At 37.7% G+C, this 19,305-nt stretch carries 24 protein-coding genes; 5 read left to right on the top strand and 19 right to left on the bottom strand.

All coding sequences use genetic code 11. The annotated features are described in order from the left end of the window. Positions 1–10: 10 nt before the first annotated feature. From JNUCC52_RS15270 to JNUCC52_RS15260, 3 genes are all read right to left on the bottom strand, one after another. The gene (locus tag JNUCC52_RS15270) at positions 11–310 is read right to left on the bottom strand and encodes a hypothetical protein (RefSeq protein ID WP_337980263.1); all 300 of its coding nucleotides are present in this window, start codon (positions 308–310) and stop codon (positions 11–13) included. Beyond that, on the bottom strand, positions 303–878 hold the full coding sequence (locus JNUCC52_RS15265; RefSeq protein ID WP_337980262.1) for a hypothetical protein: 576 nt from the start codon (positions 876–878) through the stop codon (positions 303–305). The genes JNUCC52_RS15270 and JNUCC52_RS15265 overlap by 8 nt, the downstream gene beginning before the upstream one ends. A gap of 102 nt (positions 879–980) precedes the next feature. Next, positions 981–1,616, bottom strand: coding sequence for a BMQ_0737 family morphogenetic spore coat protein (locus JNUCC52_RS15260; protein ID WP_173479318.1), 636 nt, complete (start codon positions 1,614–1,616; stop codon positions 981–983). A 219-nt stretch (positions 1,617–1,835) separates the two neighbouring features. Between JNUCC52_RS15260 and JNUCC52_RS15255 the strand changes: the two genes are divergently transcribed. Next, positions 1,836–3,146 (top strand): hypothetical protein, encoded by a 1,311-nt coding sequence (locus JNUCC52_RS15255; RefSeq protein WP_337980261.1) that lies wholly within the window; start codon positions 1,836–1,838, stop codon positions 3,144–3,146. Positions 3,147–3,478: 332 nt separating this feature from the next. Further along, positions 3,479–4,105, top strand: a complete 627-nt coding sequence (locus JNUCC52_RS15250; protein WP_139860197.1) for an exosporium glycoprotein BclB-related protein — start codon at positions 3,479–3,481, stop codon at positions 4,103–4,105. Between the two features lie 112 nt (positions 4,106–4,217). Here the strand turns inward: JNUCC52_RS15250 and JNUCC52_RS15245 are convergent, their stop codons facing one another. From JNUCC52_RS15245 to JNUCC52_RS15190, 12 genes are all read right to left on the bottom strand, one after another. Next, positions 4,218–4,730, bottom strand: coding sequence for a YfiT family bacillithiol transferase (locus JNUCC52_RS15245; protein ID WP_337980260.1), 513 nt, complete (start codon positions 4,728–4,730; stop codon positions 4,218–4,220). A gap of 155 nt (positions 4,731–4,885) precedes the next feature. Beyond that, on the bottom strand, positions 4,886–5,527 hold the full coding sequence (locus JNUCC52_RS15240) for a hypothetical protein (RefSeq protein WP_337980259.1): 642 nt from the start codon (positions 5,525–5,527) through the stop codon (positions 4,886–4,888). Between the two features lie 5 nt (positions 5,528–5,532). Beyond that, positions 5,533–6,000, bottom strand: coding sequence for a GNAT family N-acetyltransferase (locus tag JNUCC52_RS15235; RefSeq protein WP_173479315.1), 468 nt, complete (start codon positions 5,998–6,000; stop codon positions 5,533–5,535). A 92-nt stretch (positions 6,001–6,092) separates the two neighbouring features. Next, the gene (locus JNUCC52_RS15230) at positions 6,093–6,872 is read right to left on the bottom strand and encodes an alpha/beta hydrolase (protein ID WP_228134198.1); all 780 of its coding nucleotides are present in this window, start codon (positions 6,870–6,872) and stop codon (positions 6,093–6,095) included. Continuing rightward, entirely contained in the window at positions 6,869–7,651 is a 783-nt protein-coding gene (locus JNUCC52_RS15225; RefSeq protein ID WP_173479415.1) for an ABC transporter ATP-binding protein, read from the bottom strand. Before JNUCC52_RS15225 ends, JNUCC52_RS15230 begins: the two co-directional genes overlap by 4 nt. Before the next feature lie 29 nt (positions 7,652–7,680). Further along, a complete protein-coding gene (locus JNUCC52_RS15220; RefSeq protein WP_337980258.1) occupies positions 7,681–8,712 on the bottom strand; it encodes a FecCD family ABC transporter permease in 1,032 nt (343 codons plus the stop codon). Beyond that, entirely contained in the window at positions 8,705–9,712 is a 1,008-nt protein-coding gene (locus JNUCC52_RS15215) for a FecCD family ABC transporter permease (RefSeq protein WP_173479313.1), read from the bottom strand. The genes JNUCC52_RS15220 and JNUCC52_RS15215 overlap by 8 nt, the downstream gene beginning before the upstream one ends. 91 nt (positions 9,713–9,803) lie before the next feature. After that, positions 9,804–10,784: an ABC transporter substrate-binding protein gene (locus tag JNUCC52_RS15210; protein WP_305068703.1), complete on the bottom strand. Its 981-nt coding sequence runs from the start codon at positions 10,782–10,784 to the stop codon at positions 9,804–9,806. A gap of 315 nt (positions 10,785–11,099) precedes the next feature. After that, positions 11,100–11,936: a helix-turn-helix domain-containing protein gene (locus tag JNUCC52_RS15205; protein ID WP_337980257.1), complete on the bottom strand. Its 837-nt coding sequence runs from the start codon at positions 11,934–11,936 to the stop codon at positions 11,100–11,102. Further along, entirely contained in the window at positions 11,927–12,403 is a 477-nt protein-coding gene (locus JNUCC52_RS15200) for a DinB family protein (RefSeq protein ID WP_337980256.1), read from the bottom strand. The genes JNUCC52_RS15205 and JNUCC52_RS15200 overlap by 10 nt, the downstream gene beginning before the upstream one ends. 18 nt (positions 12,404–12,421) lie before the next feature. Next, positions 12,422–12,994, bottom strand: a complete 573-nt coding sequence (locus JNUCC52_RS15195) for a nucleotidyltransferase family protein (RefSeq protein WP_337980255.1) — start codon at positions 12,992–12,994, stop codon at positions 12,422–12,424. A gap of 24 nt (positions 12,995–13,018) precedes the next feature. Beyond that, complete coding sequence (locus tag JNUCC52_RS15190) at positions 13,019–13,450, bottom strand: GNAT family N-acetyltransferase (RefSeq protein ID WP_139860273.1); 432 nt, start codon at positions 13,448–13,450, stop codon at positions 13,019–13,021. 96 nt (positions 13,451–13,546) lie between these two features. On the opposite strand from JNUCC52_RS15190, the gene JNUCC52_RS15185 reads away from it, so the two are divergent. After that, complete coding sequence (locus tag JNUCC52_RS15185) at positions 13,547–14,002, top strand: GNAT family N-acetyltransferase (protein ID WP_337980254.1); 456 nt, start codon at positions 13,547–13,549, stop codon at positions 14,000–14,002. A gap of 38 nt (positions 14,003–14,040) precedes the next feature. On the opposite strand, the gene JNUCC52_RS15180 is transcribed toward JNUCC52_RS15185, so the two are convergent. The 3 genes from JNUCC52_RS15180 to JNUCC52_RS15170 are packed head-to-tail and all read right to left on the bottom strand — an operon-like array spanning position 14,041 to position 16,292. Further along, positions 14,041–14,400, bottom strand: a complete 360-nt coding sequence (locus JNUCC52_RS15180; RefSeq protein ID WP_337980253.1) for a YybH family protein — start codon at positions 14,398–14,400, stop codon at positions 14,041–14,043. 42 nt (positions 14,401–14,442) lie between these two features. Then, positions 14,443–15,336 carry a DMT family transporter gene (locus JNUCC52_RS15175; RefSeq protein ID WP_337980252.1) on the bottom strand — a complete coding sequence of 298 codons (894 nt, stop codon included), beginning with the start codon at positions 15,334–15,336 and terminating at the stop codon, positions 14,443–14,445. Further along, positions 15,333–16,292 carry a proline dehydrogenase family protein gene (locus JNUCC52_RS15170; RefSeq protein WP_337980251.1) on the bottom strand — a complete coding sequence of 320 codons (960 nt, stop codon included), beginning with the start codon at positions 16,290–16,292 and terminating at the stop codon, positions 15,333–15,335. The genes JNUCC52_RS15175 and JNUCC52_RS15170 overlap by 4 nt, the downstream gene beginning before the upstream one ends. A gap of 114 nt (positions 16,293–16,406) precedes the next feature. Between JNUCC52_RS15170 and pdxR the strand changes: the two genes are divergently transcribed. Continuing rightward, the gene (pdxR, locus tag JNUCC52_RS15165; RefSeq protein ID WP_337980250.1) at positions 16,407–17,798 is read left to right on the top strand and encodes a MocR-like pyridoxine biosynthesis transcription factor PdxR; all 1,392 of its coding nucleotides are present in this window, start codon (positions 16,407–16,409) and stop codon (positions 17,796–17,798) included. Between the two features lie 35 nt (positions 17,799–17,833). Next, positions 17,834–18,322, top strand: coding sequence for an SRPBCC family protein (locus JNUCC52_RS15160; protein WP_337980249.1), 489 nt, complete (start codon positions 17,834–17,836; stop codon positions 18,320–18,322). A gap of 48 nt (positions 18,323–18,370) precedes the next feature. Here JNUCC52_RS15160 and JNUCC52_RS15155 read toward each other — a convergent pair whose 3' ends face one another. Continuing rightward, positions 18,371–19,180 carry a hypothetical protein gene (locus JNUCC52_RS15155; RefSeq protein ID WP_337980248.1) on the bottom strand — a complete coding sequence of 270 codons (810 nt, stop codon included), beginning with the start codon at positions 19,178–19,180 and terminating at the stop codon, positions 18,371–18,373. Positions 19,181–19,305: the final 125 nt, after the last annotated feature.

The following is a 19,305-nucleotide window of genomic DNA, read 5'->3' as shown; positions in this document are numbered from 1 at the left end:
GTACCTCCTATCACGATAGCTTTTTCAAATAATCCATTATTTCCTCAAATTGCACTTTATTATTAGCTATCAAATCATCGAGTTCGTTTATAACACGCAATTCGAACTGCCCCGTTAAATTTTCTACAGGTGCTCTATCTCCTGATAATAAATGGGAAAGCAGTAATTGCAACGTGCTTTTTTCAAGAAATGCAAAACTATTATCCCCCTCCTTTCGTAAGTCCGAGACATTATTAAGCTGATCACTCATAAAATGACGTACAATTTGGTCGAAACTTGCTTCTACGTTTTGTCCTTCTAACTCACTCATCACTTCCCTCCTGTCCAACATTAATTCCATTAAGATTAATAGGATTTAGCACTAAGACACCGTCTTGCAGCTCATCACAATATGTAAAGCCTGTTATTGTACCCGCATAGGATAAATTATGGGACCATTTTATTTGGAAATTAGTAAAAGAAATCGTCTCATTTGGCTCGATTGTTGTTTTACCTATTGGTTTAAGCCAAAATTCTGCATTATTAGAAGTATCATTTATTCGTTCCCAACTACCCGTTGTTTTTAAATTTTGATTAAAATGCTCATATACATACCTTCCCGAGAAGGAAAACGGAGAATCTTCAGGTAGTTTGATGCACAAATAAGGATTTGTTAATGGTTGATTACCTATATTGCGAATATGATATGAACCAAGACATAAACTTTCCTGTTCTGCATCATAAGAAATATTAAGTGAAGTTGTGAAATAACTAATGACACTTACATTTTTATAAAAGCCCTGTTCTTCCACTAGCTTTTTTATTTCATGGATATAAAAAGACGTTTGCGCTTTAAGATCCTTTATTTTTCCTTCTATAGAATCTTTTTGAGTATTCATAATTAGTGCCCCCTTGCCTATATAATATGTAACAAAACTAAAAAAAAGAGAGGATAATCCTCTCTTTAAGGTATGACTTTTATTTATCTGTTAGCACCATTATCAAACCGTTGGGAAAATAACGGAACATTGCTTAGGACGAACCGTTGACGGACATGAGAATGGTAAATCTGCTCTTGGGTCGCAGTAATTTGCTAAGAATTCAACAGTTACAGGGAATGTAGACTGAATGCTTTGACATACAGCTACTGTAATTGTTAACGCAGAAAACGTGATTGTTCCCGTACCAGCAGTAAGCGTACCTGTTGTACACACGAAGCAATCTAAGTCTGTATAAAGGATTTCCACATCTGTTCCTTTAGGCGCGCATAATGTAACTTGCTCACAACGTGATACTGGAATTTCACTACTTGTGTACATAGTTCCATTTGGTAAAGTAACAACAATCGTCAGAACAAAATTCTTTTGAATATTTAAGTGTTGCAGACAAACTGTTGATCCATCAATAGAGAATTGACGATTCTCACGACTTAAAATTACGATTGGGTTTGTCGTAGCAGGAGTTACTCTACATGTAACAATTGCACCTGTTAAAGCTGTAGTCGGTGTAATGCCTGGGAATGTAATTGCACCCGTTGGAGAAATATCAAATGACATTTCTTTTACAATCCAGTCATAAACCTTATCCACATTTATACAAATTAGTTCGCTTGCCTGGGATGGCATATTATCTTGCATCCTTTTGACACCTCCATAAGTTTTTTATCTTTCGTTTGTAGCATATGATTTTTAGCGTTACGTGCATGGGCTAACAAATAATTTCCATGATTATTATTCAAGTGGTAATGTTGCTACTACTTATAATGAATGCAATTCTTCACTCTTATGTGCAAATGATTTGTAACAGAAAGTAAAGTTTTTTAATAAAATATAATGGACTGAAAGGGGTGAAATGCAATGGAAGATTCTAAGTTGTACTCCACTCAAGACATTGAAAAACTAAGGGAAAAAATCGATAGTTATAAAGAAACGTTAACAACATTAAAAACGGGTACTTCAATTGAAGATTACTTATTTATGAAAAATGAATTTGAGGAGCTTAAGCCACAAGTCGCGCAACTAGAGGAACTGACAGAAACAATGGAAGGTAATCAAAGTATGCAAATTAAAGAATATGAAGGGCAAGTCAAGCATTTATCCATCCAAATAGAATCACTGAATCAAGTAATTGAAGAGATGAATCATGAAATTTTAGCCGTACTGAATAAATTAATAATAGTAGAAGAAAATGAACCATCAAAAAATACCCCAACGACTGTTGAAGAAAATTCCGCAAAAAAAATAGCCCTTCCTTCAAGAAAACTTCTAGAACAAATAGCACAAACGACTGTACAACCATCATTACCTACCAATGAACCAAGTTATAAATTCCTTCAAAGCTTGGCAGGTAAAGCCTCTAATATGAGCAATGGGATCCCTTATACTGCTAATGAAAATGCCGTAAAAAAACAGGAAGAACGCCATTTTAATCAGCATTATTTTCAATCAATTAATACACATCCAAGCCAAATTTATAATGGTTTATATAGAAATAATACAGCAGAATCCACATTTCATTTTAAAAATGCAACTGACACACAAGGAATTCCAGTCAGCGTTGTAGATGCAAATAATATTACAGCTCCTTTAGCAAATGAATTGGACAATACAGTGTTCTCCGCTCCTCTTACTAATGATTTGGAGAATACTGAAGCTACTGCTCCTACCGCTAATGAACTGGAGAATACCGAAGCCTCTACTCCTACTGCTAATGACTTGGGCATCATAGAGGCCTCTGCTCCTACCGTTAATGATACGGAGATTATAGAAGCTTCTGTTCCTGCTGCTAATGACTTGGACATTATAGAAACCGCTGCTCCTACCGTTAATGATACGGAGATTATAGAAGCCTCTATTCCTACTGCTAATGACTTGGACATAATAGAACCCTCTACTCCTGCTGCAAATGATTTGGAGATAACAGAAACCTTTACGCCTACTACAAATAACGTGGCAACTATCGAAGCTTCTTCTATAGTTCCTGCAACTTCAATAATTGAGGTGGAGCCTCCTCCTATAGGCGAAGTGAGTGATGTAATCGAAGAAAGTATTGCACAATTGGACTTCAATAACGAACCAGAAAACTTAGACATTAATGAAGAAGCGGAGGAAGAACCGAAGAAAGAAAAAAATTCTTTGTTTTTCAATCTATTCCGCAGACGCAATTAGTTTGAAAACGCGGAGGAATATTCATTAAACGATATGAAATTAGCTATCTCTATTCCTATATGTACTGTCCAATAGGTATCACCAAATACATATTGGACTTTTTTTCGTCCAAATACTCTAAATTGCTTCCATGTGCACTTTAATAACTTATCCAAATGTTGAACATATAATATTAGTGTATGAATTTTTATATAGACAATAGACTAATTCGCAGCATTTACAGGTGATTATTCTCTTTTACTTGTATTGTAAAAATAGCTTTATGTATGTAGTTAATAGCCCTTTTACTTTATACCTCTACGAATAGAATAATGAAGAAAGGAGGTGTAAATATGTTCTTAAATGATCCTAATGGATGTGGTTGCTCATCAAGATCTGGTAATATGGATTGCCCAAACTTCGGTCCATTTTTAGCAGTTGATGTTGCATGCATTCCACCAATACAGCCAACTACAGAAGGTTCTATTATTCCATTCTCTTCTGGGGTTACACCTGTTGTGTTAACTTCTTTAGTGACTGGTTTAATTGCTACACCGTCCCTTATCGGATTCGGTACTGCCGTTCCTGGCGTTACGCTTGTTGGAGAAACACTTGATTTAACTGGCATAATAACAGAAGCATTTACAGTGCCACGTGCTGGTAGTATTACAGGCCTTTCTGCATCATTCTCGGCTACGGCTGCCGTTACGTTAGTGGGCACTACTACAGTTACGGCTACAATCTATCGTGCACCTGCTGGAAGCTCGGTTTATACAGCTACAACTGCTACTGTTAACTTAGCTCCTCCATTTACAGGCTTAATTGCGCTAGGTGCTACTGCATTTGGTTCAGGCAGTTTTGCACCAGTTCCAGTCGCTGCTGGTGACAAACTAGTAATGGTGTACTCCATTACTACAGCTGGTGTTGCTATTGCTCAAGTACTTACAGGTACTGCAAGTGCAGGTATTACAATTCTATAATTTAACTTTTTAACTTCGCAGTTTATTCGACTAAAGAATCCACACACACATTTGAATAGTCAAAATTCAAAAAGGCGACTTTCCTCAGCAGTGAGGATAAGTCGCCTTTTTTCTATTTCGCAAGAGCATTCTGTATATGGGCAAGATGATGCTTTCCATGCCATGCATAGAGAGCGAGTGCTTTTTCAAGCGTCATTAGCCCGCTGTCTGGATGTTGAAAAGCTCGTTGTAATTGCTCACTTGTTAAAGTTGTCAGCAAATAAACCCAACGTTCATGTAAACTTTCAAGCAACCTATAGGAAGTCGCAACTGGCATATCCGAATCTGGAAGCATTGCCCAGTCCACTTCATTGTAGGGTTTAATCTTCGGTGTATCTTCGGTTAAAGCTAACTTAAAGCGCATAAAACTATTCATGTGGCTATCCGCTAGATGATGGACTAGCTGCGTTACAGTCCAGCCATTCTCCCGGTAGGATTTTGCTAATGATTGTTCACTTGCTCCACTTAATGCCTCCGCTAATTGTCTCGGCAACAGACGGATATCATCAATCCATTTTTTTACTTGCTGTGCGGTCACTACTTCTGGAAATTGAAATTGTCCAATCGGATATCGTAAATCATTCATTTAGCTCTCCCCCATTTCTCTTTCTCATTTCATTATACTACCAATTTAGAAGTTTCATTTCATTTGAATTTAAAATTCTATCGGCGATACTTTCAGGTTTATCGGCGATTGCTTGAGGTTTATCGGCGATTACAGCACTTTTATCGGCGATTATCCTATTTCTTCACAAATTCTACTAATGATTTCAAAGGATGTATAATCGTCATGTCGAACTCATTTTCAAATTGTTGAGCCGCTTCGACCATCGAAAGCTGCGCAACAGAAATGAACAGGTTATCGTTCATTATTTCCCGGAAATATTGCAAAATGGCATTGTTGTATGCCTGCTTTTCCCCTTGCATAATAAGTTCGAATGTATTGGCTATGACCTGCGCCTGAACATTTATCGATTTATTATGTAGATTAGCATATTGGTAAAGCCTCTCCATCGTTCCATCTACAGTGGCAGGGTTTGTAAAAAGTATTATTTGTGGTTGCGTCACTTCGCAAATCGTTTTAAAAAAGGGTTCATCAATTTTAATCATAGGTATGGATAATGACAGTTGATTTTCCTGCAACAACGCAATATAATTCGTACACGTAATTAAAATGGCATCGACATCACAGCTGGCTATCCACTCTACTTGCTCCTTCACCTTTAATGACAAACCGCAAGTACCCTTTGCTACATGGTGAATAAGTCCAGGATCAACAAAGTGCTTAAGCTCTATGTCCTGAAAGCTTTGAAATGCCTGCTCTATATAGTCTATATTCGAATAATGTGCGTGCAAACAGCCTATTTTTTTCTTCAAATGCACTCCCCCTAAAGTTTCTTTTCCATTGTTACTATCGGAAGAGAAAAGCCATTACGATTTTCTCCTAGCATTTCTTTAGTGATAACATATCCTAACGAACGGTATAACTCAATATTTCGCGGAACATTCATACGCACTTTACATTCACTAATCCTTTTCCCTTGTGCACGTGCATAATCTTCAAGCTTCGCTATTAATGCTTTAGCCAGCCCTTGACCTTGCATTTGTGGAATGACAGATAATCGAAAGAAATAAATACCTTCATCATTTAACGTAAATCGAACCATTGCTACTGGTTGATCTTCCATATAACTAATAAAAGCTTGCTCACCTTTATTTAGCGCCTGTTCAATGGATTCCACTGTTTCACTTAATGCACTGGAGGGTGGCGTTGCATGTTCGTATTCTTTAAAAGCCTGAAGCATTAAATTATGCACTACTGGTGCATCCCGACAATCTGCTAAAAGTACCCTCATCTATGTCACACCCCTTCTTTGATTATAAATACATAATATTGAATTTTTATCCATAAGTAAACCGCATTATTAAAGATAATGCGGTTACAAAATTAATTTTTATTCATAAAACGTATTGCTCTACTCATTACAGTCGGTACGACAGACGCATGATTCTCTTCTAATGCTTCATAAAATTCAATGCCCATTATTTTCTCTAACTCATTTGTCATTTGCCGTCCATCATCTACCATAAAAGTTTCTAGCTCTCCAACACCGATAAATAAATGTTCGTTCACTTGCTTGTGCTCTTTCATAAATACATTTGCTTTATGGAATAATTCGTGTTCATTCCACCAAATGGAAGGGCTAATGGCGATATAGCGTTGGAAACTAGACTTTTCATTAAATAATTGCCACAACACAAAATAACCTGCTAAAGAGTGACCAAATAAAGTTTGTTGCTGTTCATTTATAAGGAATTGCTGTTGAATTTGTGGCTTTAGTTCCTCCTGTAAAAAGCGACTAAAGCCCACCGCACCACCATGCTTATCATAGCCATTTCCTTTAAATCTTGCAGGATAGCTATACGTTTCGGCTGGTGCTGTAAAATCATAAAAACGTCGTTCATGCATATCAGCCCCATGTCCTACACCGACGACAATAGCAGGTACGATGCCTGTTTTAGGCGCATTTCGACTTTGTAGACGAACTGCTTCCTTCACTAAATGGAAGTATGAAGATCCATCTAATACATATAAAACAGGAAAGCCACCTTGAGGTATTTCCCCTTGAGGTACATAGATGTTTATCGTATACGTATAATCTGTAAACTTCGAAGTCATTTCAATAGATTTAAAGTCATTTATGTTCATTGCTTGTTCTACTGTCATTTATCTTCCTCCTTTAACACATCATAGCCATAGCATACGGGGGTGTTTGTTGCTGGGTCTTCCATAATTCTTGCCGAAATATTGAACACTTTTCGCATAACGTCCTCACATAAAATTTCCTGTGGTGTTCCCGTCTCCATTATAACTCCTTGACGCATTGCTATTAGATGGTCTGAATATCTTGCTGCATGGTTAATATCATGCAAAACCATGACAATCGTACAGTTATGTTGTTCATTTAAATTTTTGACGATATCTAAAACTTCTAACTGATGCGCCATATCTAAATAAGTCGTTGGCTCGTCTAACAGCAAAATACTCGTTTCTTGTGCTAATGCCATTGCTAGCCAAACACGCTGACGTTGACCTCCAGAAAGCTGTGCAAGCTCTCGGTTGCGATACTCCAATGTATTCGTGACCGTTAAGGCCCACTCTATCATTTCTTCATCCTTCTTTGTTAAGCGATTGACATTATTACGATGTGGGTACCGACCGTAAGCGATAAGCTCCTCTACCTTTAACTGTCCTGGTGCAATAGGTGTTTGTGATAAGATGGCTAACTTTTTTGCAATTTCTTTCGTCGACAAATTTTGCATATTTTGTTCCTGTAAATAAACCGTTCCCTGTTGTTTCTTTAAAATGCGCCCTATTGTTTTTAATAAGGTTGATTTTCCACAGCCATTAGGGCCTATAATCGTTGTCACTTTTCCTTCTTCTATCGTTAAATTCAATCCTTCAAATACACGAACATGCTCATAACCTGAGGACAAATTTTCCATTCTAAATGCAGTTTGCACACTATTTCCTCCTATGCTTTTGACTTCACTAGTAAATATAAGAAGTACGGAATACCAATAATCGAAACAACAATCCCAACTGCTAGCTCTGAAGGTGCAAAGACCGTTTTACCAATAAAGTCAGCGAACACAAGCAGGCACGCACCTATTAAAGCACTTACTGGCATAACATAACGATGTTGAATGCCAACAAGCTGTTTCGCAATATGAGGCGCCATTAAGCCAATAAAGCCAATACTTCCAGATACGGAGACACAGGCGCTCACTAAGCCAACACTCGCTAATAATAATTTAATTTTCTCCTTTTCAAGCGCTATGCCTAAGCTAGTAATACTGTCTTCTTCTAATTGAAAATAGTCGAGTAAATACGATTTCCGATAAACATAAAAACCTAGCAAAAGAAGCCATGGTAGCATGGATACAACAAAAATCCAATTAGCATTATAAATAGAACCAGCCATCCATACTGCTGCGGATTCATAATCTTGTGCGTTCATTTTCAAAGATAGAAACAGCGATAACGCACCAAATCCGCTATTAATAGCGATACCCGTTAAAATTAACCGCTGCATATCTAAATGACCATTTTTCATAGCAAATGAAAAAATTAAAGCTGCGGCCATCGTACCACCGACAAAACCAAAAATCGGCATGATTAAAATAGATAACCAGCTATGAATATCCGCTGTCACTACACGGAATTGAAAGAAAAACATAAAAATAACTACTGCAGCACCCGCACCAGCGTTAATACCTAGAATACCTGGGTCTGCCAAGCCATTGCGTGTAATGCCTTGCAATACGACACCTGCCATCCCAAGACCGACACCAACAAGTGCTGCTATAACAATTCGTGGTAAACGAAATTCAAAAATGACAAGATCAAATTTCGGGTTTGGTTCAATGCGGAGGAGTGTTTTTAATACATCTATTACCGACATATCAAAAACGCCATTTGTAATATGGAGGTAGCTTGCCCCTAAAATAAATAATAGAAGTATAGCAACCGTCATCATAACTGCACGGGAAGTTTTTTTATGCATGCTTTTCACCTCCGCGCTTACGAACTAAGTATAAGAAAAATGGGACGCCGACTAGCGCTGTTAATACACCAATTGGCGTTTCGTATGGATAATTCACATAGCGACTAAGCACATCGCAAAGTGCTAAAAAGAACGCTCCTATTACTGCTGCACATGGAATGATAAAACGGTAATCAACACCTACGAGGAAACGTGTAATGTGCGGAATAACGAGCCCAACAAAGGCTATTTTTCCGACAAGTGCAACGGCAGTTCCTGTTAAACATACAACTGCAAGCATACTCACAATTTTTACTGCTTTTGTTTTTTGTCCGAGTCCTACGGCAATATCGTCACCTAATGCGGTAATTGTAATTGCCCTTGCCGATATTAATGCAAGAATAAGGCCAATTAATCCAAAAGGTATTGATAGCATGAGCATATCATTGTCTACCATATGTACCTTGGTGTTATACCAAGCACTAACCGTCTGCGACACTTGGAAATACATTGCAATTGCAGTCGCTATACTACTCAAAAATGTACCTATTACTGTTCCAATAATCGCTAACCGAACTGGAGAAAGTCCATTTCGGATTAGAGAGCCAAAACCGAAAACGATGCCAGCGCCTAGTGCAGAGCCGAGCATAGATAGCAAAATCATCTGGTAATTTGGAAGTCCTGGAAAAAATACAATTGCTATTGTAATAACAAATGCAGAGCCATCATTAACGCCCATTAATGACGGAGATGCTAAATAATTTCGTGTAATACCTTGCATAACCGCACCAGCTACTGCCAAAAACGCACCTACTAGTAAGACAGCGCAAATTCTAGGAATACGACTAGTTCGAACAATTTGATGATCAATATTCCCAGCATCAAATGCCGTAAGTGATTGCCATACGGTTAAGGTGCTAATATCCTTTGTGCCGTACATGACAGAAATTAAAGCCACAATCGCAATTAAGAAAGGTGAAGCTACTAATATAGAAAATGATACTATGTTTGATTTTTTCACCTGCCACACCTTTTTCTATTTAATCTGTATCTTATAAAAGGCTGGTAATAGCCAGGTGCTTGCACCAATTCTACTACCAGCCTACTTGCTTCTATTTAAGTAATTTTTCCGCTGCGACATCTAGGAATTTAACCTTAGACCAAGCAGTACCACCTTGAGCTAGAGGATCAATGGCATTGACGAAAACCTGTTCACTTTTTGTTGCTTTTAAGCTTGCAAAAATCGGATTTTTTTGCAAATCTTCTAATGCTTTCGGAGCATCTGTATTTTCAGATTCCTCAAATTGTAAGAAAATCGCATCTGGGTCAATCTCTGCTAACGTTTCAAGTGAAAGTTCCGCTTGCGCTTTTGTATTATTTAAAATTTCAGGTACTGGTGCACCTAAATCCTCATAAAGTACTGGATTTAAGTAAACGCCTGCAGGATAGATGTACATAACACCGCCACGTAAGCGAATAATTAATACTTCCTTGTCCGCTAGTTGCTCTTTTGATTTAGCTTGAGCATCCGCTACTTTCGCTTCATAGTCTGCAATAATCTTTTTAGCATCGTCTTCTTTTCCAGTAAGCTGTGCAAGGAGTGTTAAATTTTCTTTCCAGTTTGTTGAAATATGTGAGTAAGGAATCATTGTTTGAATTTTATTAAGTTTTTCAGCCGTTTCCTCAGGGAATTTTGAAGTACCTATAATAACATCAGGATCAAGGGCTAAAATTGCTTCAGCATTCGGCTCCATTTTATTGCCGACTAGTGTTGCACCTTCTAATTCTTTTGAAAGATATGATGGAATTTTCCCACCAATGTCAAGTACACCAATTGGCTTGATACCAAGCATTGCCGCGTCTTCCATAGACTCTAAACTTGCCGCTACAATGTTTTCAACCTTTGCTGGCAGTTCATATGTCTCACCTAAATATGTAATGTTTTGTGTTGACGCTTGTTCCGTTTGCGTTGCAGTCGTACTTGTTTCGGCTGTGTCATTTTTGACAGGTGTGGACTCCTCTTTATCAGTACCACACGCAGCAAGGGATAGTGCTAAAAGTGCAGGTGCACACATTTTAATATATTTATTCACAATGAATCTCTCCTCATTATTTTCATCTACTAACGATAATGATAATCATTTTCATTTATATGTCAATAGCAATTGATTATTTAATTGATAGTCATTATCATTTACGAATTCTATCCTACCAAAGAGAAAAATAGTTGTGAATGGACAATTTTATTTTCTATATGGATTTTTGCCGAATGTATTTTAAAAAAAAGAGACTAATCATAAAAGAAAAAGTGTTAGATTGACTGCAATCAATCTAACACTTTTTATCCAGCTATTAATGATGCGTTCCACGGGTTTACGGGTTTTTAACGATGTTTTCTATTGACTTCTTTAAACATACTTAGCTTCTTCTAGCATTACTTTGCGATATGCTGTTGGAGACATACCAGTACTTTTTTTAAAGACACGGCTAAAATAAAAGCTATCAACATAGCCTACACATTCAGCAATTTCAGCTACAGTAGAGTCACAAAATTGTAGCAATTCCTTTGCCCTCCGCATGCGGTATTCTGTTAAATAGCTACTAGGATTCATACCTGTATGCTGTTCAAAAAGATAGGCAAATCGCCGACGCTCTACACCGAATTCCTGTGCAATTTTCGACACCGACAATGGTTTCGAATAATGCTCGTGTATGTATTGTATTACCTGCTCCATCATTTCATTTGCTGTATCAAGCACCTTCATTTTTGCCGAAATTAATATCGCTTCTACTAAATTCATAAATAACGACTTTGATTTAAATGTTGCCATACTCCCTGGCATTGCGTAGCTTTCTATTAGTTGTTGCACGAGATTTATAATTTTTGAGTGCTCACCTGTTTTGATTGAGAAATGCTGTGTTGCTAATGGATAAAGAGCCACCTCTTCTGCTGGTAGATGATAATGGACTACCGCATACTCCCACGCCTTATCACCAATCGTCTGAATTTCTATTGGCATTTGCGGCCCTGCATGGACAACCATTCCTGGCTCCATTAGATAGGGGGTACCATTAAAACTAAAAGACGCTCTGCCTGCCAGTGGGAACACTAATCCACATTTCCCTGGCGCTGTTGTACGCCCTATATCTTTTAGATTTGGTTCCATTTTATTTGTAAAAATATCAACGAAATTCACAGTTGCCTGTGCATAATAATCAATAATTTGATTTATATTTATTTCCATTCCATCTCACCTATAACATTTTGAACTTGTGAAAAATGATGCCGATCATGTTCGACTAACCCTGAAAAATAACTGTACAATGTAAGCTCCGAACGCCCTATTTGTAAGCGTTGCTGCCACAATTCATCCGTTAAATGAACAATCGCCTCTAACAGTAAACGCCGATTCTTAAGTAGCGCTTGCAATGTTTGCTCCATACTTTGCAAACGACTAATGCTGGCTGCTTCATCATTCATCTGTTCCACATTGGGCCCCTTAGGCATCTGCTCTTGTGTCGAGAGAAAGGGAATTCGTTCATGCAATACAAATTCATCCCACGGGCTTAGATGTCCAATAACTTCGGCCACAGTCCATTTTCCTTGTTGGATTGGCATACGCCACTGCTTTTCCGTAACATCCGAAAGTCGCTCTAGCCACAGTATCGATTTTTCATAATGCATAATAATTTGCTTCTTTTCTGACTGCAATTTTGTCAGCACCTTTCGCTATATCGAGGATACGAATGCTAGTTTCGGCCACACCTTTTGCCATTGTTTGTTATGTATCCTCTTTTGATAAATATCATGTAAATGTGTATTTTCATCAAAATAAGGTGTAGGCGCAACAATGCCCGACAGCAATTGGTGTGTGCCATAGGGCGCTACAATTTCCAGTGCACCTTGTGTAAGCCTTACGCCAATCGCTGTTGGTAATTCAGGAAAATGCGCAATGCCATCAACGGCAGATTGATAGGGTTCACTATCGTTAATAACATGCATTCTAGCTTGATTTTTCACAGACCACGGTTCTTTTGGTAAGGATTGTAACAATCGCTGCTCATATTGCTTCTCTAGTTGTTCTGAGATACATTGTTTATCAAAATAAATGACATCAATATCCCCCAAAGGGGTTCTATCTTTATATTCATGCAAATGGTCCCATACCTTTGAACGAATAAATCCAGCACATACCCAGCAGTCAGGTAATTGTAGTTGCTCGACACAGCGTAAAATAGTCATCATCCATGTATCTGACTCAATTAACGCTATTAAATCACTTTCAGTTAATAACCGCTCCATTCCATCAAACTCCTTGATATTTCGCTATTTTAATGGCTTACTAAAGCCTGTACTTTTCCCTTCAAAGCCCTGCTGTCTGTAAAAGTGGTGCGCAGCAATACGTTCTTCACGATTACCGCTATTCAACACAAGTGCAGATGCATCCTGTTCCACTGCCCAGTATTCTATCGCTTCAAGTAGCTTCTGTCCAATGCCCTTTCTGCGATAGTTAGAATCTACGACAAAGGCGACAATGCGTACATAACAACCATCATGCTCATAAAACAAGCTATGGCATAACCCTGCCATCCCAACTACGTATCCATCCACTTCAGCAACTAATGTATGGTAGCTTGGATTGGCTGCTAAAGCTTGAAATCTTTGCATCATTTTGTCCTCTGTCGTTGGGTAGCCAAGCTGCTCCATTAACAAAGTTAAAGCTTTAATATCATGTATACCCGCGGATCTAATTTGCACCTTTATTGCCCCTCCCAGAGGTTTAGTATTGCTTATAAACGTTTCCATTTATTACAATAATAACTGTATGCTATTATTTTTCAAAGGGGTGTGAGTATGAAAATTATTTCTGTACGTGAGGAGCCTCGTTATGCTCAATTGGCGACCAGCTATATACAAAGCAAATGGGCAAGTGAGGAGACTATGATGCTCTATGAGGATTGTATTTCACATTGCATCGAAGCACAGGCACCACTTCCGCAGTGGTATTTATTAATGGACAATGATGAAATTATTGGCTGTGCAGGTTTAATAACGAATGATTTTATTAGTCGTATGGATTTATATCCTTGGGTATGTGCGGTATATATTGAAGAAAACCATCGCGGGCATGCCTATGGAGCATTGCTATTAGAGCAAGCTAAAAAGGATGCTCAGCAACACGGTTTTTCGCATCTGTATCTTAGCACAGACCATATTGGCTTATATGAGCGCTATGGCTTTTCACATATCGGTACTGGCTATCATCCTTGGGGCGAAAGCTCACGCATTTATGCGGCAAAGCTAGATTAAGAGGGTTGATTGCAAAAGGGTGCCCAATGCCAACTGCACTAGCTACTTAAATGCTCATGAATAAGCTTCCATTCATTATTTACTACAGTAAATACGTTTGTTGCTCTCCCGCTCCCTGATACAAATGTGCCATTATGATATCCTTCGTAATGGTATGTATAAATACAGGTAGCGGTAGTTTCATCAACGGTTAGCCACTGAACATTTGCCGCTCGATAAACTTCATCTTTTATGACATGCCATGCATGATTAAAATAAGCTTCTATCTCCTCTAGCGTTGTGCATGTTTTATCAGTAAACCAATAAACTGCTTGTGGGTGTAATAGCGCTTTGACATTATTAAAGTCATGCGTATTTGTTGCGTCAATGTACCGTGTTAAAGCTTGTTGATAATCCATTCCCATTCCTCCTGTTTTCTTCTTTCCTGCTCTTCAAAACACTTATTTAGTTGCTGGTTGTCTTGATAGATAAAATATGGCAACTAAAACTAGTACACATCCAATTAATTGAACAGAAGTAATCGCTTCACCTAACAACAAAGAAGATAACGCAATACTACTGATTGGCAAAAAGCCCGTTAAAATGCCCGCCATACTCGCTGACACTTTTGCTATCCCCAGATGCATCAAAATAAATGCGATGACCGTTACAACGATTCCAAAATAAAGAATTATGCCCCATTCAGCAAACGACACTTTTTCATATGCAAACTGCCTACTTTCATATAGCGCAAATGGTAGAAATAATATTGTCCCAAAACAGCTAACAATTGTAGAAATAGCTAACGCGCTAACACGTCGGGAAATAAATTTCCCAACGATAATAAACAATGACTCGCACATAATTGCACCAAATACAAGTAGATTACCAACTACTGATATATGAGGAGTGTTAGAAATACCAAACATCCCAGGAGCATGAATCGTCGTAATTCCCATCATTGCAATGCATATGCCCAATACAATATTCTTTGTTAATTTCTCTTTCAATAGAAAAAATGACAGCAACCCCGTACAGGCAGGGACAGTACTTGTAATTAAACCTGCTTCAGTTGCTGTCGTTTGCGTCAGTCCAAAAAGCATAAAAATATTAAATAAAAACACACCTGATAATGCTTGTAAAAATAACAAGAGATAGTCTTTTTTTCGTATTGAAGGCATACCTTCAGCTATTAATAATATCGGCACTAAAATGATTGTTGCCACTAAAAACCTCAGTTCAGAAGCAAGAAATACAGGGAAACTTTGAACAATAAGTTTACCCGCAACAACAGAGCTTCCTACTATACTCATAGCAAGGCTTATATTGATAATAGAAATGATTTGATTCTTCAATAATCTTCACTACTGTCTACTAACGCTGTACTTAACATGTCCGTTACTGCTAAATATAGGTTCTCTGGGTTTTCGGCAAGACGATGACATAAATATAAATACCAATCCTGACCATACGGCAAATATACCTTACCGTTATATCCTTTTTCTTTTAAACCCCGAATTAACTCTGGTCGAATTCCATAAAGCGTCTCAATTTCTACATTCGTTTGCTGGAAATATTGTCGTTGTTCCATCACTTGTATAATGGATTCATCATGCGTAGCTATTGAAATAGGATGATTTAATTTAACTAATTGATCTACATATTGAAGATAGCGACGATTCAACTCTTCTGATCGCTTCAATGCAATTGTATTTGGCTCTTGAAAAGCACCTTTCACGATTCTTATCTTCCCAGAATATTGAACAAGCTCCTGTATATCCAACGCAGTTCGGTATAAATGAGCTTGTAACGTGATGCCGATATTGTTGTATTCGATCGCTATCTTTTTATATATGTTAAGAATATCGTCCGTCTTTAAGGATTCCTCCATACTAATCATTAAAATAATGCCGTATTTTTTTGCCTGCTGAACAAGTTGAAGTAGGTGTTTATAAGCAATCTCTTTGTTTATAGACAATCCAATATGCGATAAATCAAATGATACAGTTTGCCCCATAGCTAAAGTACCAAGCTCTTCAATCAACTTCATAAATTCGTTTGTAGCCTTTTGACATTCCTCCAGATTGTCAGTATTTTCTCCAATAAACTCAAGTGAAATTTGATAATCTTTAGCAAGAAAATTTTTTGCTATAGAAATGGCTTCCGCTCTTTCTTCCCCTGCTACATAGCGTCTTGCAGCCTTCGATAATAGTGGATAAAGTTCTTTCGATTGTTGCAAATCATTTTTCATTTCATTATTTCTTGCAGCCGATTTCAATGCTTGAGTAACTAATTCTTCTGGCCTTTTCATTTTTTCAGCTCCTATTCATTATTTAAAGTTACTGTATCATGGTAATATTGGTAAAAATAGAACCACTTACTATACTTTTTAACGGTACCAATTTGAAGAAGGAGACGAATATTCATGCTGTGGATACCAATAAATAGAGCATTAGATATACCTTTAAATAAACAGGTCTATCAACAAATTCGTGAAAAAATTTTAAATGGCACTTTACAAGGTGGCGAGAGGTTGGCATCAACACGTAAACTCTGTTCCGAGTTAAGTGTGTCTAGAAATGTAATATTAGAAGCTTATGATCAACTAATAGCAGAAGGATTTATCGTCTCCTATAGAGGTTCTGGTACATTTGTTACAGATGGTGCCTTATTAACTCAATCTAACAAAGTTGTATTAAAGAACAGAACGGAAGAAAAAAAGGAAGAAATGAAAATTGATTTTCGTTCAGGCATTCCTGCGTTAAGTTTATTTCCGCGTAAAACATGGGCAAAATTATCTCATCGTATATGGAATGATACGAATCCAACACTTTTTGGTTACGACCTACCTGAAGGTCGATACGAATTGAGGGATGTATTAGCCAACTATTTATTGCGGACAAGAGGTGTCGAATGCCATCCAGAACAAATAGTCATAACTTCTGGTGCTACTCAGGCATTAACCATCATTGCAAGATTATTATTATCAGCAAATGATATCGCTATTATGGAAGACCCGATTACAAATGATATTCAAACAATATTTACATCTTCTGGCGCTTCTATTTATGCAATTCCAGTTGATCAATCTGGTATGAGAACATCCTTATTACCACATAATCAACAGCCAAAATTCGTCTTTATTACCCCTTCTCATCAGTTTCCATTAGGGGGTACTTTACCAATCCAACGCAGGATTCAGTTAATAAACTATGCAAGACAAAAACAGTGTTATTTAGTGGAAGATGACTATGATAGCGAATTTAGATATGAAGGTCCTCCCGTAAGCTCCTTACAAGGATTAGACCCCAATCGTGTTCTTTACGTTGGATCGTTTAGTAAAATTCTCTCGCCAGCATTAAGAATTGGCTATTTGGTTCTTCCAATAGACCTTGTTGAGAAATGCCGTCAACTTAAATGGTTCTCTGATTTACATACGCCTTCGGTGGAACAGCTAATTCTAGCTCACTTTATTAAAGAGGGATACTTAGAGCGACATATTGCAAAAATGAAGAAGTATTATAAAAACAATAGAGATTTTCTTATCGATTGTTTACATACAACCTTTTCAAATCGAATAAAAATTTTAGGCTATTCTACAGGTTTGCACCTTGTTGTGGAAATACAAAACATCAACTTCTCAAGAGCACTACTTGAAAAAATTGAACACTTTGGGGTGAAAGTATATCCAGTTGAAGATCATTCCATTAGTAAAGGAAACCATAACAATCGAATTATTTTAGGATTTGGCCATTTAAAGAAAGATGAAATACAAGAAGGCGTGACCCGATTATTCCAAGCAGTCTTTCATAAATAAAAGGTCAAATAGCCTTAAATTCAAGGAGGATATTTATGCTAGCTACCATTCAAAAACACCAATCCGTCTACATCGCTCAATTTACTTGCCCATTGTCACATGCAATTAGTGAAGTTTGGGCGGTACTAACAGACAATGGAAAACTTCAAAAATGGATGAGCAATTTAGAAATGGTTGACCTTAAGAAAAATGGTAACATGCGTTTTAATATGAATGATGGAACAGATGCCTTTATAGAGATGGCGATCACGGATTATATTGAGCAGGAGGTACTAGAATTTGAATGGGGCAAGGATAGTGTACGCTTTATGCTATCGCCAACTAGTGATGGCTCTATATTAATATTGCGTGAAACAATCGGTCAGCTATCTGACCATACACCTAAAGATTTAGCGGGTTGGCATATTTGCTTGGAGCAATTGTCGGACCTATTAAATGGTATTGTGCATAAGGAGTTTCCAATGGAAGCATGGCAAAATAGAGTAGCAGAGTATACGCTACTAGTAGATGAGGCTGAAAAGTAAATAAACAAAAAAATTCCTTGAGCGCAATTGCCGCTCAAGGAATTTTATTTATTGATTAAAGGCTGATGCAATTGCTAATGCCTTCATTGGATCCTTTATCGAATCAAGGGTATAGACTAGTTTTCCATCTTGCCATACGATTAAGTTTCCTGATTCATAGACGTCTAAATGTACCATGCCGTTCTCATGTGGAATCGGAAGCGTATGGGATTCTAAATATTCTACTGCTTGTTTCGCTAAATCTACTCCAGCGTCTGGATTATCTGTTCGGGTATGAGTAGCAATGGCCCATCTCCCCTCATTCCAGCCAGTCCACAACGAGCCAGCGCCTGCATCTTGGTAGCCATTAATATTGTAGCCGAGCGCTACTTGTTGCCCACCATTTTTACTATAGTCTTCATAAGCAATTTGTTTGTTTGCTTCATCTACACTGTCAAATAGCTTTACAGTAAGCTTGGCAATCGGTGTAGCAGCTGAAGCATTTTTTAGCTTCACATCATTAACAGGAATATATTCTTTGCTTTCTAGAAATAGTATTTCAGCCTGTGTATCAGTGCCATTCGTTGTTGCCGTTAAAAAATTCCCCTTTGTAAGCGGAAGATTATTTGGCATTACTACTGCCAGTTCTGTGCCAAGCTGCTCTTTTATCGTTTTTAATGCTTCTGCCTGTGTTACAGAAGAAACAGTGTCCTCACCATTTGATTCAGTTGTTGCATGCTCATTTTCATTCGATTGCTGCTCTTCTTGTGTATCGTTTTGCTGTGTTTGGTCTTGCTCGTTCACTTTCTCATCCTCATTTGTAGTACATGCGCTTAGCATACTAATCGTGAGTAAGCTTGTAAAAAGTAATTTTTTCATCTAGACACCCCTCTTTGGCTTTATATCAATTACGCTTTGGCGTTTTTTATTTGTTTGAAAAACTATGATATAAGCCCGTTTTCCCCACATTAATAAATGATAAATGCGAGAATTTCTGCTGAATC

The sequence above is a fragment of the Lysinibacillus sp. JNUCC-52 genome, assembly GCF_015999545.1.
Classification (GTDB): domain Bacteria; phylum Bacillota; class Bacilli; order Bacillales_A; family Planococcaceae; genus Lysinibacillus.
This window is presented reverse-complemented; position numbering and strand designations above follow the sequence as displayed.

Coding starts and splice junctions, on each gene's coding strand:
- JNUCC52_RS15265 (WP_337980262.1), bottom strand. CDS start 878: ATGAATACTCAAAAAGATTCTATAGAAGGAAAAATAAAGGATCTTAAA.
- JNUCC52_RS15230 (WP_228134198.1), bottom strand. CDS start 6,872: ATGACAGTAGAACAAGCAATGAACATAAATGACTTTAAATCTATTGAA.
- JNUCC52_RS15245 (WP_337980260.1), bottom strand. CDS start 4,730: ATGAATGATTTACGATATCCGATTGGACAATTTCAATTTCCAGAAGTA.
- JNUCC52_RS15260 (WP_173479318.1), bottom strand. CDS start 1,616: ATGCAAGATAATATGCCATCCCAGGCAAGCGAACTAATTTGTATAAAT.
- JNUCC52_RS15180 (WP_337980253.1), bottom strand. CDS start 14,400: ATGGATTATCAACAAGCTTTAACACGGTACATTGACGCAACAAATACG.
- JNUCC52_RS15170 (WP_337980251.1), bottom strand. CDS start 16,292: ATGAAAAGGCCAGAAGAATTAGTTACTCAAGCATTGAAATCGGCTGCA.
- JNUCC52_RS15195 (WP_337980255.1), bottom strand. CDS start 12,994: ATGGAGCGGTTATTAACTGAAAGTGATTTAATAGCGTTAATTGAGTCA.
- pdxR (WP_337980250.1), top strand. CDS start 16,407: ATGCTGTGGATACCAATAAATAGAGCATTAGATATACCTTTAAATAAA.
- JNUCC52_RS15250 (WP_139860197.1), top strand. CDS start 3,479: ATGTTCTTAAATGATCCTAATGGATGTGGTTGCTCATCAAGATCTGGT.
- JNUCC52_RS15155 (WP_337980248.1), bottom strand. CDS start 19,180: ATGAAAAAATTACTTTTTACAAGCTTACTCACGATTAGTATGCTAAGC.
- JNUCC52_RS15205 (WP_337980257.1), bottom strand. CDS start 11,936: ATGGAAATAAATATAAATCAAATTATTGATTATTATGCACAGGCAACT.
- JNUCC52_RS15255 (WP_337980261.1), top strand. CDS start 1,836: ATGGAAGATTCTAAGTTGTACTCCACTCAAGACATTGAAAAACTAAGG.
- JNUCC52_RS15225 (WP_173479415.1), bottom strand. CDS start 7,651: ATGGAAAATTTGTCCTCAGGTTATGAGCATGTTCGTGTATTTGAAGGA.
- JNUCC52_RS15235 (WP_173479315.1), bottom strand. CDS start 6,000: ATGAGGGTACTTTTAGCAGATTGTCGGGATGCACCAGTAGTGCATAAT.
- JNUCC52_RS15270 (WP_337980263.1), bottom strand. CDS start 310: ATGAGTGAGTTAGAAGGACAAAACGTAGAAGCAAGTTTCGACCAAATT.
- JNUCC52_RS15220 (WP_337980258.1), bottom strand. CDS start 8,712: ATGCATAAAAAAACTTCCCGTGCAGTTATGATGACGGTTGCTATACTT.
- JNUCC52_RS15185 (WP_337980254.1), top strand. CDS start 13,547: ATGAAAATTATTTCTGTACGTGAGGAGCCTCGTTATGCTCAATTGGCG.
- JNUCC52_RS15160 (WP_337980249.1), top strand. CDS start 17,834: ATGCTAGCTACCATTCAAAAACACCAATCCGTCTACATCGCTCAATTT.